Annotated in this window: 16 protein-coding genes and 1 tRNA gene; 8 read left to right on the top strand and 9 right to left on the bottom strand. The window is 74.2% G+C overall.

Annotation, left to right across the window (positions count from 1 at the left end):
• Positions 1-327: 327 nt before the first annotated feature.
• The 3 genes from AC07A6_RS29100 to AC07A6_RS29090 all read right to left on the bottom strand — a co-directional run bounded on the left by AC07A6_RS29100 (position 328) and on the right by AC07A6_RS29090 (position 2,589).
• Positions 328-1,404: a serine hydrolase domain-containing protein gene (locus tag AC07A6_RS29100; protein WP_478779123.1), complete on the bottom strand. Its 1,077-nt coding sequence runs from the start codon at positions 1,402-1,404 to the stop codon at positions 328-330.
• A 153-nt stretch (positions 1,405-1,557) separates the two neighbouring features.
• The gene (locus AC07A6_RS29095) at positions 1,558-2,019 is read right to left on the bottom strand and encodes an RICIN domain-containing protein (RefSeq protein WP_478779122.1); all 462 of its coding nucleotides are present in this window, start codon (positions 2,017-2,019) and stop codon (positions 1,558-1,560) included.
• A gap of 15 nt (positions 2,020-2,034) precedes the next feature.
• On the bottom strand, positions 2,035-2,589 hold the full coding sequence (locus tag AC07A6_RS29090; RefSeq protein ID WP_362467142.1) for an NlpC/P60 family protein: 555 nt from the start codon (positions 2,587-2,589) through the stop codon (positions 2,035-2,037).
• A gap of 201 nt (positions 2,590-2,790) precedes the next feature.
• Here AC07A6_RS29090 and AC07A6_RS29085 point away from each other — a divergent pair, with 201 nt between their 5' ends.
• The 4 genes from AC07A6_RS29085 (at position 2,791) to AC07A6_RS29070 (ending at position 6,167) form a co-directional block, all read left to right on the top strand.
• Positions 2,791-3,576, top strand: a complete 786-nt coding sequence (locus AC07A6_RS29085; protein WP_478779121.1) for an RICIN domain-containing protein — start codon at positions 2,791-2,793, stop codon at positions 3,574-3,576.
• A gap of 43 nt (positions 3,577-3,619) precedes the next feature.
• The gene (locus AC07A6_RS29080) at positions 3,620-4,024 is read left to right on the top strand and encodes a hypothetical protein (protein ID WP_478779120.1); all 405 of its coding nucleotides are present in this window, start codon (positions 3,620-3,622) and stop codon (positions 4,022-4,024) included.
• A 54-nt stretch (positions 4,025-4,078) separates the two neighbouring features.
• Positions 4,079-4,429, top strand: a complete 351-nt coding sequence (locus AC07A6_RS29075) for a hypothetical protein (RefSeq protein WP_125814981.1) — start codon at positions 4,079-4,081, stop codon at positions 4,427-4,429.
• Between the two features lie 532 nt (positions 4,430-4,961).
• The gene (locus AC07A6_RS29070; RefSeq protein ID WP_478779119.1) at positions 4,962-6,167 is read left to right on the top strand and encodes a M14 family zinc carboxypeptidase; all 1,206 of its coding nucleotides are present in this window, start codon (positions 4,962-4,964) and stop codon (positions 6,165-6,167) included.
• Here the strand turns inward: AC07A6_RS29070 and AC07A6_RS29065 are convergent.
• Positions 6,149-6,607 (bottom strand): GNAT family N-acetyltransferase, encoded by a 459-nt coding sequence (locus AC07A6_RS29065; protein WP_362467138.1) that lies wholly within the window; start codon positions 6,605-6,607, stop codon positions 6,149-6,151. The genes AC07A6_RS29070 and AC07A6_RS29065 overlap by 19 nt on opposite strands.
• A gap of 142 nt (positions 6,608-6,749) precedes the next feature.
• Positions 6,750-7,322: an FHA domain-containing protein gene (locus tag AC07A6_RS29060; protein WP_385769623.1), complete on the bottom strand. Its 573-nt coding sequence runs from the start codon at positions 7,320-7,322 to the stop codon at positions 6,750-6,752.
• Positions 7,323-7,444: 122 nt separating this feature from the next.
• On the opposite strand from AC07A6_RS29060, the gene treZ reads away from it, so the two are divergent.
• Positions 7,445-9,196: a malto-oligosyltrehalose trehalohydrolase gene (gene treZ / locus AC07A6_RS29055; protein ID WP_478779118.1), complete on the top strand. Its 1,752-nt coding sequence runs from the start codon at positions 7,445-7,447 to the stop codon at positions 9,194-9,196.
• Between the two features lie 2 nt (positions 9,197-9,198).
• Here the strand turns inward: treZ and AC07A6_RS29050 are convergent, their stop codons facing one another.
• Positions 9,199-10,350: an aminopeptidase P family protein gene (locus AC07A6_RS29050; RefSeq protein ID WP_478779117.1), complete on the bottom strand. Its 1,152-nt coding sequence runs from the start codon at positions 10,348-10,350 to the stop codon at positions 9,199-9,201.
• Complete coding sequence (locus AC07A6_RS29045) at positions 10,347-11,264, bottom strand: LysR family transcriptional regulator (RefSeq protein ID WP_478779116.1); 918 nt, start codon at positions 11,262-11,264, stop codon at positions 10,347-10,349. Before AC07A6_RS29045 ends, AC07A6_RS29050 begins: the two co-directional genes overlap by 4 nt.
• Positions 11,265-11,417: 153 nt before the next feature.
• On the opposite strand from AC07A6_RS29045, the gene AC07A6_RS29040 reads away from it, so the two are divergent.
• Both AC07A6_RS29040 and AC07A6_RS29035 read left to right on the top strand, forming a co-directional pair.
• Positions 11,418-12,173 (top strand): CTP synthase C-terminal region-related (seleno)protein, encoded by a 756-nt coding sequence (locus AC07A6_RS29040; RefSeq protein WP_386273133.1) that lies wholly within the window; start codon positions 11,418-11,420, stop codon positions 12,171-12,173.
• A gap of 74 nt (positions 12,174-12,247) precedes the next feature.
• A tRNA-His gene (locus tag AC07A6_RS29035) sits at positions 12,248-12,320 on the top strand.
• Positions 12,321-12,396: 76 nt separating this feature from the next.
• Here AC07A6_RS29035 and AC07A6_RS29030 read toward each other — a convergent pair.
• Positions 12,397-13,152 carry an alpha/beta fold hydrolase gene (locus AC07A6_RS29030; protein WP_478779115.1) on the bottom strand — a complete coding sequence of 252 codons (756 nt, stop codon included), beginning with the start codon at positions 13,150-13,152 and terminating at the stop codon, positions 12,397-12,399.
• A 74-nt stretch (positions 13,153-13,226) separates the two neighbouring features.
• Between AC07A6_RS29030 and AC07A6_RS29025 the strand changes: the two genes are divergently transcribed.
• A complete protein-coding gene (locus AC07A6_RS29025) occupies positions 13,227-13,961 on the top strand; it encodes a hypothetical protein (RefSeq protein WP_478779114.1) in 735 nt (244 codons plus the stop codon).
• Here the strand turns inward: AC07A6_RS29025 and AC07A6_RS29020 are convergent.
• A complete protein-coding gene (locus AC07A6_RS29020; RefSeq protein ID WP_478779113.1) occupies positions 13,948-16,011 on the bottom strand; it encodes a phosphocholine-specific phospholipase C in 2,064 nt (687 codons plus the stop codon). The two genes, AC07A6_RS29025 and AC07A6_RS29020, sit on opposite strands and share 14 nt — an antisense overlap.
• Positions 16,012-16,294 lie beyond the last annotated feature (283 nt).

Raw genomic sequence — 16,294 nt, 5'->3', positions numbered from 1 at the left:
GGAGCGGGCGGGGGGCCGGGCGCCGGCCGGCCGGGCATCCGGACCCCCACGTCTGCGATTCCGAGCCGGGGCCCGGCAACCCGCACGAGAGGTCGACCGGAGGGCTCTGGGGAGCCTTCGGGCGCCACAGATCGCTACGCGCTCCCCCCGGCTCGGCGGCCGGCCGCCGTCCGGGGCTGATTCCCGCAGCAGGGGACGAGCAGAGCAGCGAGGTCGGCGTCCAGGCGCAGCAGATCGCTACGCGCTTCTCCCCGCTCGGCGGCCGGCCGCCGTCCGGGGCTGATACCCGCACCAGAGGGCGAACAGGACGGCGAGGGAAGCGGCCGGTCAGGCGTTGCGGCAGAGGGCGGTGTCCACCAGGGCTTCGACGTGTTTGGTGGTCGCGCCGTCGGTCGGGTCGATGGTCACCGTGACGTTGGCGGCGGCGCGGCCGTCTTCGGTGACTCCGCCACGGGTCTCGTAGCCGGTGATGTCGCCGCCGTGGCCCCAGTAGACGCCGCCGCACGACAGCGGACGGCTCATCAGGCCCAGGCCGTAGCCGGCGCCCGTGTCGCCGAGGGGGACGGTGGTGCGCATCTCGGCGAGCTGGGCGGGCCGGAGGAGGCGGCCGGTCAGGAGTGCGGTGAAGAACCGGTTCAGGTCGGAGTTCGTCGAGATCATCTGGCCCGCGGCCCAGGCCGCGGAGGGGTCGATGTCCGTGACGTCGCGCACCGGCGCGCCCGGCGCGTCCTGGTGGTGGCCCGCCGGGTGGGGCTCCCGGATGGTGGTGTCGCCGGGCGCCGGGAAGTAGGTGTGGCGCAGTCCGAGGGGCCGGATGACGCGCTTGTCGATCTCCTCGCCGAGGGGGCGTCCGGTGACCCTCTGGACGATCAGGCCCGCCACCACGTAGTTCGTGTTGCTGTAGGCCCAGCCGGTGCCCGGGGGGAAGGCGGCCTTGTGCCGGAGGGCGATGTCGAGGACGTCGCGGGGTTCGAGGTACCGGCGGCCGAGGATGTCGTCGGTGACGTCCGCTTCGTAGTCGGGCAGTCCGCTGGTGTGCTGGAGGAGCTGGCGGACGGTGATCCCTTCGCCCGGTACGAGTCCCGGGAGGTAGGTGTCGACCGGGGTGTCGAGGCCGATCCTTCCTTCGCCGACCAGCTGGAGCACGACCACGGCGGTGAAGGTCTTGGTGTTGCTTCCGATGCGCACGTGTCCCTCCTCGGCGCCGGCGGTGTAGGTGCGGGTGCGGCCGTCGCGGCCCGTCACGGCGGCAAGTGCGCCGGGGAGGTGGTCGGTCCGGACGAGGGCGTCCAGGCCTTGCCGGACCGGGTCCGGGCGGGGGGCGGCCGTCGCGGACGTGGCCAAGAGGGCGGTGATCGCGGCGGCGGCGGCCGCCACCCGCAGGAAGGTGCTTCGCTGGGGCATGGGTCAACTCCTGCGCAATGGTGGGGAGATTGGTTGTATGCCCAGCATTTCCGGGTTCGGCTGTCCCTGGCGATCCTGCTGTCCGGATGGTGGGGGTGGGGTTGTCCCCCCGCCGGGCCTGACCTCCCTCGGGGGAGGTCAGGCCCGGGGTGGTCAGTGCCAGGTCTGGTAGGGGCTCTTCTGGGCGTGGGTACCGCACGGGAAGGTGCGCAGGTGGTGCTGGGGGCTGTCGTCCAGGCACAGGCCGGTCGCCTGGTTCCTGAACTCGACTGCTCCGTCCGGGTAGCGGTGGACGATCCAGCTCTCGTCCTTGGCCTTGTCACACGGCTGCGCCGAGGCGGTGCCGCGCGGGTGGTCGGTAAGGCAGAGGCCGGTCTTGCGGTTCCTCAGCTCGCGGGTGCCGTCGGCCCACTGGTGGACGTTCCACTTCTGGTGGTCGTTGCCCAGGCAGGCGTAGGTGCGGACACCGGCGTCACTGTCGTCGAGGCAGGCGGAGGTCGCGCCGTTGCGGAAGGTCTGGACGCTGTCGAGGGAGGCGGCCTCCGTGGTGGTGGCCGTGAGCAGGGTGGTGGCGAGCAGGATGCCCGTCAGGACGGTCGTACGGGTGAGGCTCATGGCGGTGCTCCTCGGTCAGTTGGTGATGTTGACGGGGCGGTAGGCGTGGTAGCCGTCGCGGCCGTTCACGCCGTACGAGTGCTGCTTCCAGCGGGTGCCGACGCCGCCCGCCTGCTCGTAGGACTTGTAGGCGGTGTGCGCGCCGTTCGCCCAGCCGTCGAAGATGACGACGTGGCGAAAGTCGGCGCTGTCGCTGTCGGCCTTGATGACCAGGTCGCCGGGGGCCAGGTCCTTCATCGCGATGCGCCGGGTGAAGCCGTCCTTCTTGAGGGAGACGGTGTTCGGGCCGGGCTTGCGCAGGCCGAGGGTCATGGAGACGTAGCCCGAGCAGTCCTGCCGGTAGCCGTCCTTCCAGTGCTTCTTCTGGCTGTAGGGCACCGGGCGGCCGTTGTTGGCGGTCAGCCAGGTCTTGGCCCGGGCGATGACCTCCGCCCGGCTGACGCGGGGTGCCGCCTCGGCCTGGACGGTGGTGGCCGCGGGGGCGGTGGGCGCGGTCAGGGCGAGGGAGCCGAGAGAGAGGATGGTGGTCAACGCGGCCGTGGCCACGCGGCGGGTGAGGTTCAAGGACATGCCCGTTCTCCGTTTTCCGGCAGGGGAATGCGCCGGTCCGGCGCTGATGGGGTTCGCCGCTCACTCGACTGGGAGCCGGCTGGTGCCGAGTCTGCGGGGGTCCGGCGGGGCCTCGCAACGGTGTCCCGTTTGCTTCGCCCGAGTCGGGATCCCTAACCTTCTGACCTGCTGGGACATGACCATCCCGGGACAGGGGCGAGCATGGCGGACGTCGACGGGCGCAGCCCGGGGCAGCAACTGGGTGGTGCGCTGAAGGCTCTGCAGCAGCGGTCCGGCCGTACGCTGCGCTCCCTGGAGTCCGAGGTGATGATCAGCGACTCCTCGCTCTCCCGCTACCTGCGCGGGAGCACCGTCCCGCCGTGGAACACCGTCCGGGACCTGTGCCGGGCGCTGGGTGCCGATCCCGCGGAGTACCGGGCCCTGTGGGAGGCGGCCGACCGCAGCCAGCCCGCGCCGCCGCCGGCTCCGCCGCCCCGGGCCGCCCCGTGGTGGCGGGGCCGCTGGACCTGGCCGGCGGGAGCCGCCCTGGCCGGGCTGCTCCTGGGCGCGGGACTGTGCCGGCTCCTCCTGTGGCCGCCGGAACCGGCTCCCGAGGAGCCGCGTGCCGGGGCCGCGGCGGCGTCGAACGACGTGGTCCGGATCTTCGTCAACCGCTCCACGGGCACTTGCCTGGACCACAGCCTCGACCAGGGCCTGCGCTCCTTCCCGCCCAACGGCATGAGCTACCAGCGCTGGACCTTCCACCCCCTCCCGGACGGCACCGGCACGCTCAGGAACCACGCCACCGGCGCCTGCCTGGAGGGCGACGACACGGGCCTCAGTGCCCGCTCGTGCGGCAAGTCCCCGTCCCAGAGGTGGAAGGTCACGGCGTGGGCCGACGCGTCGGTGGAGGTCAGGAGCGCCGGCACCGGCCAGTGCCTGGACGACGGCCCCGGTGGCCTGCGCGCCCGCCCCTGCGACCGGTCGGACCGCCAGAAGTGGGGCTGACTTCCGCCTTGTCCCCGCCCGTCCGCCGGTCGATGGTGGACCGATGCTGGGATTCCTTCTCGAACTCGTCGGCGGGGCGGTGCTGTCGTGGGCCGACGAGCGCCGCAGGTCCCGGAACCGGGGCCGGGCGGCCGCCCGGGGGGAGCGGGTCGGCTTCCCCGCCTGCGTCCTGGGCGACCGCTCGTACTGCCGCAACCAGGCCCTGGTGCACCTCTGGGTCTCGGGCCCGAAGCTGCACGTGACGCCCACGGAGTTCCCGGAGCTCCACCGCAGCCGGATCCCGGCGCTGCGCCTGGTCCGGGTCCGGCCCAAGGACCGGCACGCCGACTCCCGGCTGGTGCACTTCGGCTGGGAGGTGGCCGAGTGCCGTGACGGGGACAGGACCGTCCTGATCGGATGCGCGCCGGATTCCATGCAGCTGCTGCGGGCCGCCCTGGCGGCCGGCTGAGGCCGGATGTCCGGAAACCGACCACCCCCCTCCGGACTTCGTTAGGTTCACTACATGCCTTCTACACTTTTGATCGGATACGAACCCCAGGCGATCCCCGGTATCGACGGATCGGCCCTCCAGGCGGCTCTCGACGCGGAGATGGCCCGGTTCGGGGAGCACGGCATCGACGCGGCCATGGAGCTGGTCGTCCACGACGAGCAGGTCGAGTCCACCCTCGTCGCCGCGCTGACCAGGAAGCCGTGGGACGTGGTGATCGTCGGCGGCGGGATCCGCAAGTCCGAGCACCTGCTCCCGCTGTTCGAGCTCATCGTGAACCTGATCCCCCGCCACGCACCGCAGGCCGCCATCGCGTTCAACTCCACGGTCGGGGAGCTCCTGGAGGCGGCCCAGCGCCGCCTGTGAGCCGGCCGCCGACATCCAGGCGCGGATATCAGCCCCGGACGGCGGCCGGCCGCCGAGCCGGCAGAAGCGCGTAGCGATCTGTGGCGCCCGAAGGCTCCCCAGAGCCCTCCGGTCGACCTCTCGTGCGGGTTGCCGGGCGCCCGGCTCGGAATCGCAGACGTGGGGGTCCGGATGCCCGGCCGGCCGACGCCCGGCCCCCCGCCCGCTCCCTGAGGGACCCGCCCCTCCGACGCTCCCCCGGTGACCGTTCCTTCGGGGGCTTCCCGGCAGTCCTTTGTCTTTCCGGGGCGGGCCGGTCGGTCAAGGGTCGCCGAAGGCGATCACGCAGTGACGCGACCGGAGGGAGCGCCCTTGAGGGACCGGCCCGACACGGAAGGACGATGGGACTGCCGGGAAACCCCCGAACCGTCCCCGAGGCCGCCCAGCCGGAACCCCGCCTCCCCACCCCCCAGCGGCACACACATTCGACCCCCGCGGAGCAGTAGCCGGCCGGTGTGGCGGGCATGGGCACCATGTGACCCTCCTCCCTGACATGCGCTACCCCACCCCGCACGAACTCGCCCTGGCCGGCCGGGCGCTGGCGGAAGAGCACCCCGGGCGGGTGCGGATGCGGCAGGCCGGCGTCTCCCGGGGCGGGAAGCCGCTCTGGCTGCTCTCCGTCGACGGGCGGCGCGGCCGGCCCGGGGAGGTGCTCGTCGTCGCCGGGGCCCATGCCAACGAGCCCGTCGGCGGGGCGACCGCGCTGGACCTCGCCCGGCGGGTGATCCGGGCCGGGGGCGGCGGGGCGGGCTGGCACTTCCTGCTCTGCGCCGACCCCGACGGCGCGGGCCTGCACCGCACGCCGCGCCCGTACTCCCTGCTGGACTACCACCGCGGCTTCTACCGCCCGCCCGGGCCGGAGCAGCCCGAGTGGGCGCCGTCCTTACTCCCCCCGGACCGGCTCCCGCCCGAGACGCGCACCCTGACCGCGCTCCTCGACGAACTCCGGCCCGCCCTGCAGGTCTCCCTGCACGGTACGGACCTCGGCGGGTCCTGGGTCCAGCTGACGCGCGACGTGCCCGGGCTCGCCGAGCCCTTCGGGAAGTCGGCCGCCGAGCTGCGGATCCCGGTGGAGACCGGGGCCTCCGACGCCGCGGGCTGGGGTTCCCCCGGGCCCGGGATCTTCGTGATGCCGCGGGACGGGAGCGAGGACACCCGGCGCAGCACCTGGTGCCACCGCCACCGCGGGACCACCGCGATCGTCGAGGTGCCCATGTGGGCCTCCGACCTGGTGGACGACCCCGCCCCGCACCCCGACCCGCGGGGCGCCCTGCGCGTGCTGGCGGAGCGGCTGACCGGCGAGGCGGCGCGGGTGGCGGGGCTGCGGGAGGGGGTCCCTGGTGACGGGCCCGGCGCCGCCGCGCTGCTGCGGGCGGTGGACTGGACGCTGGGGCTGATCCCGGACGTCGCCGCCGCGTGGACGGGACCCGGGGTGCCGGCGGAGGCCACCACGGCCTCCCTCGGCAGCCTCGACGCCTTCGGGCGGCGCCTGACGCTGCGCGCGGCGGCGATGCTGCTGCGCGTACTGCGGGGCCAGGCGCATCCGGCGGCGCCCGGCCTGGACCGCCTGGTGACGGAGTGGTGCGAGGAGTTCTCGGCCCGCTTCCGGGCGCGCTGGGTGCCGGTGGCCACGCAGGTGGAACACCAGTCCCGGACGGTCCTGGCCGCGTACCGCTGTCTTCAGACCGGCCAGGCGTAGCGGCGCTTGGGGCGGCCCGCGGCGCCGAGGCGGTCGTAGAAGCGGATCGCGCCCTCGTTCCAGTCGGGGGTCTGCCACTCGACGTGTTCGAGGCCCTGTTCGCGGGCGAGGCCGGCCACGGCGTCCATCAGGGCGGCCCCGAGGCCGTGGCCCCTGGCCTCCTCGGCGAGGTAGAGGCAGTCCATGTGGAGGTAGTGGCGGGCGTCCCAGAACGCGAACTCCTCCGAGCAGGCGGCGTATCCGGCCACCGTGCCCCCGGGGGTCTCGGCGAGCAGCACCCACAGCCGGGCGTCCTCGGCGAACAGCCGGGGGCCGAGCCGGTCGGCCAGGCCGGCCGGGCGGGCGGCCGACTTCTCGTACGCGACGTGCTCGTGGATGAGCTCGGTGAGGCGCGGGAGGTCTTCGGGGCGGGCGGGGCGCACGATGCCGGTGTGATCCATGAGGGCATCCTGCCGGGCCCCTGGCCGGGGTGAAAGCGGGCCGGGGGCCGGAGCGCAAGCCCGCCCGCCACCGGAACCACCCCCGGCCCGAACCTGGCCCGGCTCGGGCTCGGCCTCGGGCTCCGGCTCCGGCTCCGGCCGCTCAGTCCTGCGAGAGCCGGAAGCTCATCCGCCCGAACCCCACCTGGTCGCCCGGCCGTACGACCGCCGCGCCCGTCACCCGGCGCCCGTTGACGGTGGTGCCGTTGGTCGAGCCGAGGTCCCGCAGCAGCCAGGTCCCGTCCCGCATGCTCAGCTCGGCGTGCGCCCGCGAGACGGTCTCGTGGCTGAGGCGCAGCCCGTTGCCCGGGTCGCGGCCGATCCGCAGGGGGCCGGCGGCCGGGTGGGGGAAGAGCAGTTTGGGCAGGCGTTCCACCTGCCAGGCCCGGCGCACCCCGGCGGAGACGGCCGACGCGCGGCCGACCCAGCCGAACAGCCGGTTGGTCCAGGGGGCTTCGGGTCCGAGCGGGCCCGGGCGCGTGTGGAGGTCGGCGAGGAGGGGTGCGAGGTCCTCGGAGCGCCGGGCGACCAGCGCGAGCTCCATGCGCCGCAGGAAGGTGTCGTGCGACAGCTTCCCGAGGGCCGCACCCTCCCTGAGCTGGCCCAGCGCCCGGTCCCGCTCCGCGTCGGAGAGCCGCGGGGCGGGGTAGGCGGGGAACTCGAAACTCGACGTCACAGGGTGATTGTCGGCCCGTCGGGTGCGGAGTGTCCAGAACTCCCCCGCCGGGCCCGGAATGATGGGCACGATACGGGCACGATTACGCATGCTGGACACCGCCGGAGACGAGGGGACCGTCCGTGCAGTTCGAGGTGTGGGCACCGCTGACAGGTCGGGTCGCCATGCGACTGAACGACACCACCTACGACATGGCCCCCGACCCGGCCCCGGGCCGCTCCGGCTGGTGGGTGGCCGAGGCCCCGGCGGCCGACGGCGACCGGTACGGGTTCCGGCTGGGCGACGATCCGGTGGTCCGGCCCGATCCGCGCGGCAGGCGGCTGCCGGACGGTACGGAGGGCCTGTCGGCGGTGGTGGACCTCACCGCCCTCACCCCCCACGTGCCCGCACCGCACGTGCCGCTGCAGGACGCGGTCCTGTACGAGCTGCACGTCGGCACCTTCACCCCCGAGGGCACCTTCGAGGCCGCGGCGGCCCGCCTGGGGTACCTGGCCGGGCTGGGTGTCACGCACGTGGAGCTGATGCCGGTGTGCCCCTTCCCGGGCCGGCACGGCTGGGGGTACGACGGGGTGGCGCCGTGGGCGGTGCACGAGCCGTACGGGGGCCCGGCGGGTCTGGCGGCGTTCGTGGAGGCCGCGCACGCGGCCGGGCTCGGGGTGGTGCTGGACGTGGTCCTCAACCACCTGGGCCCCTCCGGCAACCATCTCCCCGCCTTCGGCCCGTACTTCACCGACACCCGCCACACGCCCTGGGGCGCGGCGGTGAACCTGGACGCGCCCGGCTCGGACGAGGTCCGGGCGTACCTGATCGGGAGCGCGCTGGCCTGGCTGCGGGACTACCGGATCGACGGGCTGCGGCTGGACGCGGTGCACGCGCTGGCCGACGGGCGGGCGCTGTCCTTCCTGGAGGAGCTGTCGGCCGCCGTGGACGCGCTGGCGGCGGAGACCGTGCGGCCGCTGTTCCTGATCGCCGAGTCCGACCAGTGCGACCCGCGGCTGACGACCCCGCGCGCGGCCGGCGGCCTGGGGATGCACGCGCAGTGGAACGACGACTTCCACCACGCCCTGCACTGTGCGCTGACCGGTGAATCGCAGGGCTACTACGCCGACTTCGCCGAGGCGCCGCTCGGCGCCGTCGCCAAGACCCTGACGCGGGCGTTCTTCCACGACGGCACCTGGTCCTCCTTCCGGGGCCGCACCCACGGCCGGCCGGTGGACCGCCGCCGCACCCCCGCGCACCGCTTCCTCGGCTACACCCAGACCCACGACCAGGTCGGCAACCGGGCCCTGGGCGACCGGCTGTCGGCCTCCTGCTCCCCCGGGCTGCTGGCGTGCGCGGCGGCGCTGGCGCTGACGGGGCCGTTCGTGCCGATGCTGTTCATGGGCGAGGAGTGGGGGGCGGGCACGCCCTGGCAGTACTTCACCGACCACCCCGACCCGGAACTCGCCGAGGCGGTGCGCAGCGGCCGGCGCCGGGAGTTCGCGGCGCACGGCTGGAAGGCCGAAGAGGTCCCGGACCCGCAGGACCCGGCGACCCGGGACCGGTCCTGCCTGGACTGGGCGGAACCGGAACGGGAGTCGCACGCCTGGCTGCTGGAGTGGTACCGGACCCTGATCCGGCTGCGCCGCACCCACCCGGACCTGCGTGACCCGGACCTGGCGGCGGTCCGGGTCGCGTACGACGAGGAGCGCCGCTGGCTGACGTTCCGGCGGGGGGAGGTGCGGGTGGTGGTGAACCTGTCGACGGAGTCGGTGACGGTGGCGCTGGGCCGCAACGGGGTGCGGGTGCTGGCGTCCTGGGAGCCGGTGGAGCATCCGGGTCCGGACGGGCGGATCCACGTGCCGGGCGAGTCGGCGGTGGTCCTCGGGCCGTAGGGCTATCCCACGACGGCCATCTCGCGCGGCGCGTTGTTCAGGCGGCGGCCGCCGTCCGCGGTGACGGTGACGATGTCCTCGATCCGGACGCCGAACCGGCCGGGCAGGTACACGCCCGGCTCCACGGAGAAGCACATGCCGGGGACGAGGGGCTGCTCCTCGCCCTCGACCATGTACGGCGGTTCGTGGGTGGTGACGCCGATGCCGTGGCCGGTGCGGTGGATGAAGCGTTCGCCGTAGCCGAACTCGGTGATCACGGCGCGGGCGGCCCGGTCGACGTCCTGGCAGCTCGCGCCGGGCCGGACGGCGGCGAAGCCGGCCTGCTGGGCCGCGCGGACGATGTCGTGGACGCGCTGTTCCTCGGGGGTGGGCTCGCCGACGTGGACGGTGCGGGAGATGTCGGAGCCGTAGCCGTGCTTGAGGCCGCCGAAGTCGAGGACGACCATGTCGCCGTGCCGGATGACGCGTTCACCGGCCTCGTGGTGCGGGTTGGCGCCGTTGGGGCCGGAGCCGACGACGGTGAAGTCGACCTGGGAGTGGCCGTGTACGCGCAGCAGCCCGGCCAGGTCGGCGGCGACCTCGCTCTCGCGGCGGCCGGCGAAGGGGACGTGGAGGATCTGCGCGTAGGCGGCGTCGGCGGCGGCTCCGGCGGCCGCGAGGCGGGCCAGTTCCCGTTCGTCCTTGACGGCGCGGAGCATGGGCAGGGCGTCGGTGAGCGGGGCGTAGGTGGTGGCGGGCAACTCCCTCTGCAGGCCGAGCAGGTGCAGGGCCCAGGTGTTGTCGCTGACGCCGAAGCGGCCGCTGACGTCGAGGAGCGGTGCGGCGACCCGGTAGGGGTCCTTGCCGTCGGTCCAGTCGCGCAGGTTCAGGGCGTCCGCGCCGGGTGCCTTCGCCGCGTCGGGGGCCTCCAGGGCGGGCACGACCAGTACGGGGTCCTGGCCGGCGGCGAGGACGAGCAGGGTGAGCCGTTCGGTCTCGGCGGTCGGGCGGTAGCCGGTGAGGTGGGTGAGGTCGGGGCCGGGGGCGATGAGGAGCCCGGCGAGTCCGGCGTCGGCGGCGCTCTGTGCGGCGGCGGCCATCCGGGCGGCGTAGTCGGCGGTGGTGAAGGCCTCGGGCTCGGCGTGGGCGGCCGGGTCGGGAGTCGGTGTGGTCATGAGGGGGATCCTGCCGTGAGGCGTGCGGCGAGCGCAGCGGCCGCGCCGGACGGTCCGGCGGGTGCGACGAGCTCCGTACGGTGCACGAGGCGGGGTGCGGCGAGCGGTACGGCGGTCCCGGCGCGGGCGGCCTCGGCGACGCGGCGGGGCAGCAGGGCGAGGCCGTGGCCGGCGGCGGCGAGGGCGCACAGGGCGTGCAGGTCGGTGCCGTCGTAGCGCAGGGCGCGGCGTCCGGTGGTGAGCGGCAGCCCCACGTCCGGGGCGTCGAGCCAGCGGGCGTCGGCGAGGTCGTCGAGCCGGACGGAGTCCCGGGCGGCGAAGGGGTGTCCGGCGGGGAAGAGGACGGCGAGCTCCTCCTCGCCGACGCCGGTGACCCGCAGCGGGGCCACGTCGGGCAGCCGCAGCGGGTCGCTCGGGGCGGCGAGCCCGTCGACGAGCGTGACCCGCAGCGGGGCCACGTCGGGCAGCCGCAGCGGGTCGCTCGGGGCGGCGAGCCCGTCGACGAGCCCGAGGTCGCAGTCCCCGGCGGCGACGGCGGCGGGCACCCGGGCCGGGGGCAGGACGCGCAGGGTTACGCCGGTGGCGGGCAGGGCGGCGAGCAGCCGGGGGCCGGCGGCGGCGAGCGGGGAGGCGGCGAGGGTGATCCGGCCGGGCGGGGCGGCGGCGAGGCGCAGGACGTCGGCGCGGGCGGCGTCGAGCCGCAGCAGCAGCGGCCGGGCGTGCTCCAGCAGGCGGGCGCCGGCCGGGGTGGGGGCGACGGGCCGCCGGGTGAGCAGTTCGGTGCGCAGGTCGGCTTCGAGGGCGGCGATGTGCTGGGAGACGGCGGACTGGGTGTAGCCGAGTTCGCGTGCGGCGGCGGAGAAGGAGGCGAGGCGGGCGACGGCGGTGAAGGTGCGCAGGAGGTGCGGGTCCATGCCCCGCAGGATGCCAGCGGTGCCCGTCGACGCCGCCCATCAGCGTTGCTTATCGACGGTCCGGGAACAATCGTTGGCGTTGAAGCGGGAGCGGGCCACAGGATGATCCGCATGACCACTTCGCAGCGGGCTCGCATCCCGTCCACCGCCCGGATGACCGTCGCCCGGATCGCCCTCGTCGGCGACCGCTCCCCGCACGTGGAGTCCCACACCCGGATCCCGCTCCTCCTCGACGCGCTGGCCGAGCGGGAGGGGCTGGTGCTGGACGCCTGCTGGATCCCGACCGCGGCGGCGGAGGCGGAGGCCGCGGCGGGGACCCTGGCCGGGTTCGACGCGGTGTGGGTGCTGCCGGGCAGCCCGTACGCGAGCGAGGCGGGGGCGCTGGCGGCGGTGCGGGTGGCCCGGGAGGAGGGCGTCCCCTTCCTCGGGACGTGCGGCGGCTTCCAGCACGCGCTGCTGGAGTACGCACGCCACGTGTGCGGGCTGGCGGGGGCCGCGCACGCCGAGAACGACCCGGGGGCGGAGGACCCGCTGATCGCCCCGCTGGCCTGTTCGCTGGCCGGGCACGAGGCGCTGGTGCGGGCCGAGCCCGGTTCGCTGGCCGAGTCGGCGCTCGGGGCGGAGCGGTCGACGGAGCGCTACCACTGCCACTACGGTCCGGCGCCCCGCCACCTGCCGGTGCTCGCCGCGCACGGGCTGCGGCTGTCGGGGCACGACGAGGACGGTGCGGTGCGGATGGCGGAGCTGCCGGGGCACCCGTTCTTCCTGGCGACCCTCTTCCAGCCGGAGCTCGCCGGGGACGGCTCGCGTCCGCATCCGGTGGTCCGGGCGCTGGCCGTCGCGGCGGTCGCCCGCGCCGCGGCCCGCGCCGAGGGGGCGCTCGCGGCCGGTGCCCGGGCCGCCGGATAACCCGTCGCGGGACCACCCCGCGGATCGGCTATGCTGTGCATGCACAACGAACGGGCGGTCCGCCGCCCTTCGTGGTGGGTGTAGCTCAGCTGGTAGAGCACCTGGTTGTGGTCCAGGTGGCCGCGGGTTCAAGTCCCGTCACTCACCCTTTCGGTCCCGTAGGGGGTACGAGGTTCGCCTCGTACCCCCTACGGGCTTTTCCGGGGCCGGGTACAGGTCCGGATCAGCCGCGCAGGAAGGCCTCCACCTCCGTGACGAAGGCCACCGGGGTCTCGTGGGGCGGGTAGTGGCCGGCGCCGGGGATCGTGACGATTCTGCAGTTCGGGTACGAGGCCTGCCAGGTGGCGCGCATCACCTCGGCCGTCAGGGCCAGGTCGTACTCGCCGACCAGGACGAGCACCGGCACGGTGCTGCCCTTGATCTCGGAGGACAGGTCGCGGGTCTGCCAGTCGGCGAGGTAGCCGGCGAAGGCCTCGGGGCGGGAGACGTCGAGGGAGTGGCCGACCATGCGCTCCAGCCAGTGGCGGCTCGCCCGGTTGCCGGTGACCAGGTCGAGGATGGTCCGCCGGTTGGCGGGGTCCTCGGCGGCCCCGTAGAAGAGGGCGTGGGTCGCCTCGTCCATCGGGTACGGCCCGGCGGGGACGGGGGTGAGCCCGATCAGCTTCTCGACGCGCTCGGGGGCGCGGGCCAGCACCTGCTGGGCGGCCTTGCCGCCCATGGAGTGGCCGAGCAGGGAGAAGGTGTCCCAGCCCAGCTCGTCGGCGAGGGCGAGGACGTCGTCGGCGATCTCGGGGAGGCCGTAGCGGCCGGGGACGTCCCGGCGATCGCCGTAGCCGCGGTAGTCGAGGAAGGCGTACGAGAACCCCTGCGGGTCCAGGTAGTCGAGCACGGAGCCCCAGTTGGCGGAGGTCCCGAACCAGTCGTGCAGCACGATGACGCGGACGGGTCCGGTGCCGATCCGGCGGTGGGCGATGGCCATGCGTTCTCCCTCGGTGACGGGGGTGGTGGAAAACCGACGCCGTACGTTCTGCCCATCCGGCCTACGATCACACCGTGCCGACGAAACCGCCCCGCAAGCCGCTCACCATCGGGGACTTCACGCGGGCCGACGGGGCCCGCCACCCGCACCACCCGAAGAGCTACGAGGTCAGCGACCAGGCCGAGATCCGCGAGGTCCGGGCCGTCCGGCGGATCGGCCGGCAGCGCGCCGCGGCCGCGACCGGAGCCGGGGCCGGGGCCGCCAAGGGCGTCGTCTTCTGCTCGTGCGGGGACGACGACGGGACCGCGCACCCCACCCCCGAGTCCAACCGGCTGCTCGACCCGCTCTCCCCCGAGGGCATCCCGGCCCGGCACCGGGCCCGCTGGGCCGCGGCCGCGCCCGAGGGGCTGCGGGAGTACGCCGAGGCCCTGGCCCGGGGCGAGGAGGAGCCGGCCCCGCCGCGCGGGGTGTCGTACGCGGTCGTCTTCGGCTGGCTCGGCGCCCCCCGCGCGGAGCCCCGCGACGCGGCCTGGCTGCTCGCCGAGCGGGCACCCTGGCGGCTGCTGGCCGGGGTCGGTACCGAGGAACTCGCCTGGGCGGTGCGGCAGACGGACCGGGCGGGGCTGGAGGGGGCGGTGCGGTTCTTCGCGAGCGAGGAGTTCACCACCCGCCACCCCAAGCGCCGCCGGGTCCCCGACACCGCCCGCGACCTGCTGCTCCGGCACGCCCGCAGCCACCGCCCCTCGGACCTGGCAGTCCTGGAGCGGCGGCTGCTGCGCACACCGGACGACCGGATCAGACGGTCTTGATCGCCGGGTCCGAGACGCTCGGCGCGCCCGTCTCCACGTGCCCCGCGAAGCGGCGCAGGAAGGTGGTGTCGGCGTCCGAGACCACGGAGACGTCGTACCAGCGGCCGGAGGCGCGCAGGTCGACGGTGTGGGAGACGGTGGCGCCCGGGTTGACCTTGAAGGTCTGGGCGGCGCCGCCGTAGGAGTTGGTCACCGTGAGGTTCACCGCGGCGGTGCCCCCGTTGACCAGGGTCAGGGCCAGGTTGCCGGTGGTGTCCGCGTGGCGGGCCGTGACCTCGGGGCCGGCCTTCTTCGCCGGGCCCTTCCAGGTGCGCAGGAAGCCGTTGGGGCCCCAGACCGTGAGGTCGATCTTGTTGCCGGTGGAGCTGCTGGTGCTCCAGGTGTCCGAGAGGGTCTTGCCCGCCTCGACCGTGTAGGGCCAGGGGCCGTCCGTACGGTTGCCCGAGCGGCTGTGGAAGTGGGCGCCGAGCTTCGGGCCGGAGGAGAAGGTGAGCGTGAACTTGCCCGTGGAGACGGTGCGGGCGCCGTCCACGTAGGGGCTGTAGCCGAGCGCGCGGGCCGGCTTGGAGCCCGCCTCCTGCTTGGGCAGGGTGCCGGTGGCCGGCACGGCCGGGGTGTAGGACGGGTGGCGGTTCTTGTCCGGCGGGACGTAACCGGCCGTGGAAGGCAGCGCGGCGGGCGCGGCGTCGGCCAGGGTGAAGTCGAAGGCCGAGGTCAGGTCGCCGCAGACGGCGCGGCGCCACGGCGAGATGTTGGGCTCCTGCACCCCGAAGCGCTTCTCCATGAAGCGGATCACCGAGGTGTGGTCGAAGGTCTCGGAGCAGACGTAGCCGCCCTTGCTCCACGGGGAGACCACGATCATCGGGACGCGCGGGCCGAGCCCGTAGGGTCCGGCCGCGTAGCCGGAGACGCCCCCGGTGTACAGGTCGCGGGTCACGTCGGCCGTGGACAGGCCCCACGCCGAGGACGCCGGCGGGTACGGCGGGACGACGTGGTCGAAGAACCCGTCGTTCTCGTCGTAGGTGATGAACAGGGCGGTCTTCGCCCACACGGCCGGGTTCGCCGTCAGGGCGTCCAGAACCTGGGAGATGTACCAGGCACCGAAGTTGGTCGGCCAGTTGGCGTGCTCGCTGAAGGCCTCGGGGGCGGCGATCCAGGAGACCTGCGGCAGGGTGCCGTTCACCACGTCGGCGCGCAGCCGGTCGAAGTAGCCCTCGCCCGCCTTGGCGTTCGTGCCCGTACGGGCCTTCTCGTACAGGGGGCTGCCGGGCTGGGCGTTGCGGTAGCTGTTGAAGTACAGCAGCGAGTTGTCGCCGTAGTTGCCGCGGAAGGCGTCGTTGATCCAGCCCCAGTGGCCGGCCGCGTCCAGGCCGTCGCCGATGTCCTGGTAGACCTTCCAGGAGACCCCGGCGGCCTCCAGGCGCTCGGGGTAGGTCTTCCAGCCGTAGCCGGCCTCCTGGTTGCCGAGGACCGGTCCGCCGCCCGTGCCGTCGTTGCCGGTGTGGCCCGTCCACAGGTAGTAGCGGTTGGGGTCGGTGGCGCCGATGAAGGAGCAGTGGTAGGCGTCGCACACCGTGAAGGCATCGGCGAGCGCGTAGTGGAACGGGATGTCGTTCCGCGTCATGTACGACATGGTCGTGGCCGTCTTGGCCGGGACCCACTTGTCGTACTTGCCGTTGTTGTAGGCCTGGTGGCCGCCGGCCCAGTCGTGGTCCAGGCCGGTGAGGAACTGCATGCCGAGGTCCGCCACCTGCGGGTGGAAGGGCAGGATGTCCTTCGTGCCGTTCGACTGGTGGAAGACGGACTTGCCGTTGTCCTGGATGACCGGCCGCGGGTCGCCGAAGCCCCGGACGCCCTTCATGGAACCGAAGTAGTGGTCGAAGGAACGGTTCTCCTGCATGAGGACGACGACGTGCTCGATGTCCTGGATCGTGCCGGTGGTGCCCTGCGCCGAGATGGCGGCGGCCCGCGCGATGCTGTCGTTCAGCATCGCGACGGCGGCCGTGCCGCCGGCGATCTGCAGGAACCTGCGCCGGTTGAGTTCAGCCATGGGTGACGACCTCTAGGGGGGTGAAGGGGGATCGAGGGGCGCCCCAAGGACAGCGGTCCCGGGGTACCGGCCGGAGATCCCCGTCTGACGTCGGGCCGTACAGCGGGCGAACGGACGCCCCCGCGGACGGAACTCCCGGACGGCCCCGTTGTCTGCTGGAATGGCCTCCACACAGTGCGAACGGGGGGCGCAGCAGGATGGCGGGGAAGGTGAGGGGGCGTGCCGTGCGCTCCGCTGCCGGTACGGTACGGGCAACCACGGTCCGCACAACAGACCCTGACGT

Source organism: Streptomyces sp. NPDC044002, assembly GCF_056434525.1.
This window is presented reverse-complemented; position numbering and strand designations above follow the sequence as displayed.

Excerpts from the sequence above, each read along its gene's own strand:
- AC07A6_RS29100 (WP_478779123.1), bottom strand. The coding sequence starts at position 1,404 with ATGCCCCAGCGAAGCACCTTCCTGCGGGTGGCGGCCGCCGCCGCCGCG.
- AC07A6_RS29095 (WP_478779122.1), bottom strand. The coding sequence starts at position 2,019 with ATGAGCCTCACCCGTACGACCGTCCTGACGGGCATCCTGCTCGCCACC.
- AC07A6_RS29090 (WP_362467142.1), bottom strand. The coding sequence starts at position 2,589 with ATGTCCTTGAACCTCACCCGCCGCGTGGCCACGGCCGCGTTGACCACC.
- AC07A6_RS29085 (WP_478779121.1), top strand. The coding sequence starts at position 2,791 with ATGGCGGACGTCGACGGGCGCAGCCCGGGGCAGCAACTGGGTGGTGCG.
- AC07A6_RS29080 (WP_478779120.1), top strand. The coding sequence starts at position 3,620 with ATGCTGGGATTCCTTCTCGAACTCGTCGGCGGGGCGGTGCTGTCGTGG.
- AC07A6_RS29075 (WP_125814981.1), top strand. The coding sequence starts at position 4,079 with ATGCCTTCTACACTTTTGATCGGATACGAACCCCAGGCGATCCCCGGT.
- AC07A6_RS29070 (WP_478779119.1), top strand. The coding sequence starts at position 4,962 with ATGCGCTACCCCACCCCGCACGAACTCGCCCTGGCCGGCCGGGCGCTG.
- AC07A6_RS29065 (WP_362467138.1), bottom strand. The coding sequence starts at position 6,607 with ATGGATCACACCGGCATCGTGCGCCCCGCCCGCCCCGAAGACCTCCCG.
- AC07A6_RS29050 (WP_478779117.1), bottom strand. The coding sequence starts at position 10,350 with ATGACCACACCGACTCCCGACCCGGCCGCCCACGCCGAGCCCGAGGCC.
- AC07A6_RS29045 (WP_478779116.1), bottom strand. The coding sequence starts at position 11,264 with ATGGACCCGCACCTCCTGCGCACCTTCACCGCCGTCGCCCGCCTCGCC.
- AC07A6_RS29040 (WP_386273133.1), top strand. The coding sequence starts at position 11,418 with ATGACCGTCGCCCGGATCGCCCTCGTCGGCGACCGCTCCCCGCACGTG.
- AC07A6_RS29030 (WP_478779115.1), bottom strand. The coding sequence starts at position 13,152 with ATGGCCATCGCCCACCGCCGGATCGGCACCGGACCCGTCCGCGTCATC.
- AC07A6_RS29020 (WP_478779113.1), bottom strand. The coding sequence starts at position 16,011 with ATGGCTGAACTCAACCGGCGCAGGTTCCTGCAGATCGCCGGCGGCACG.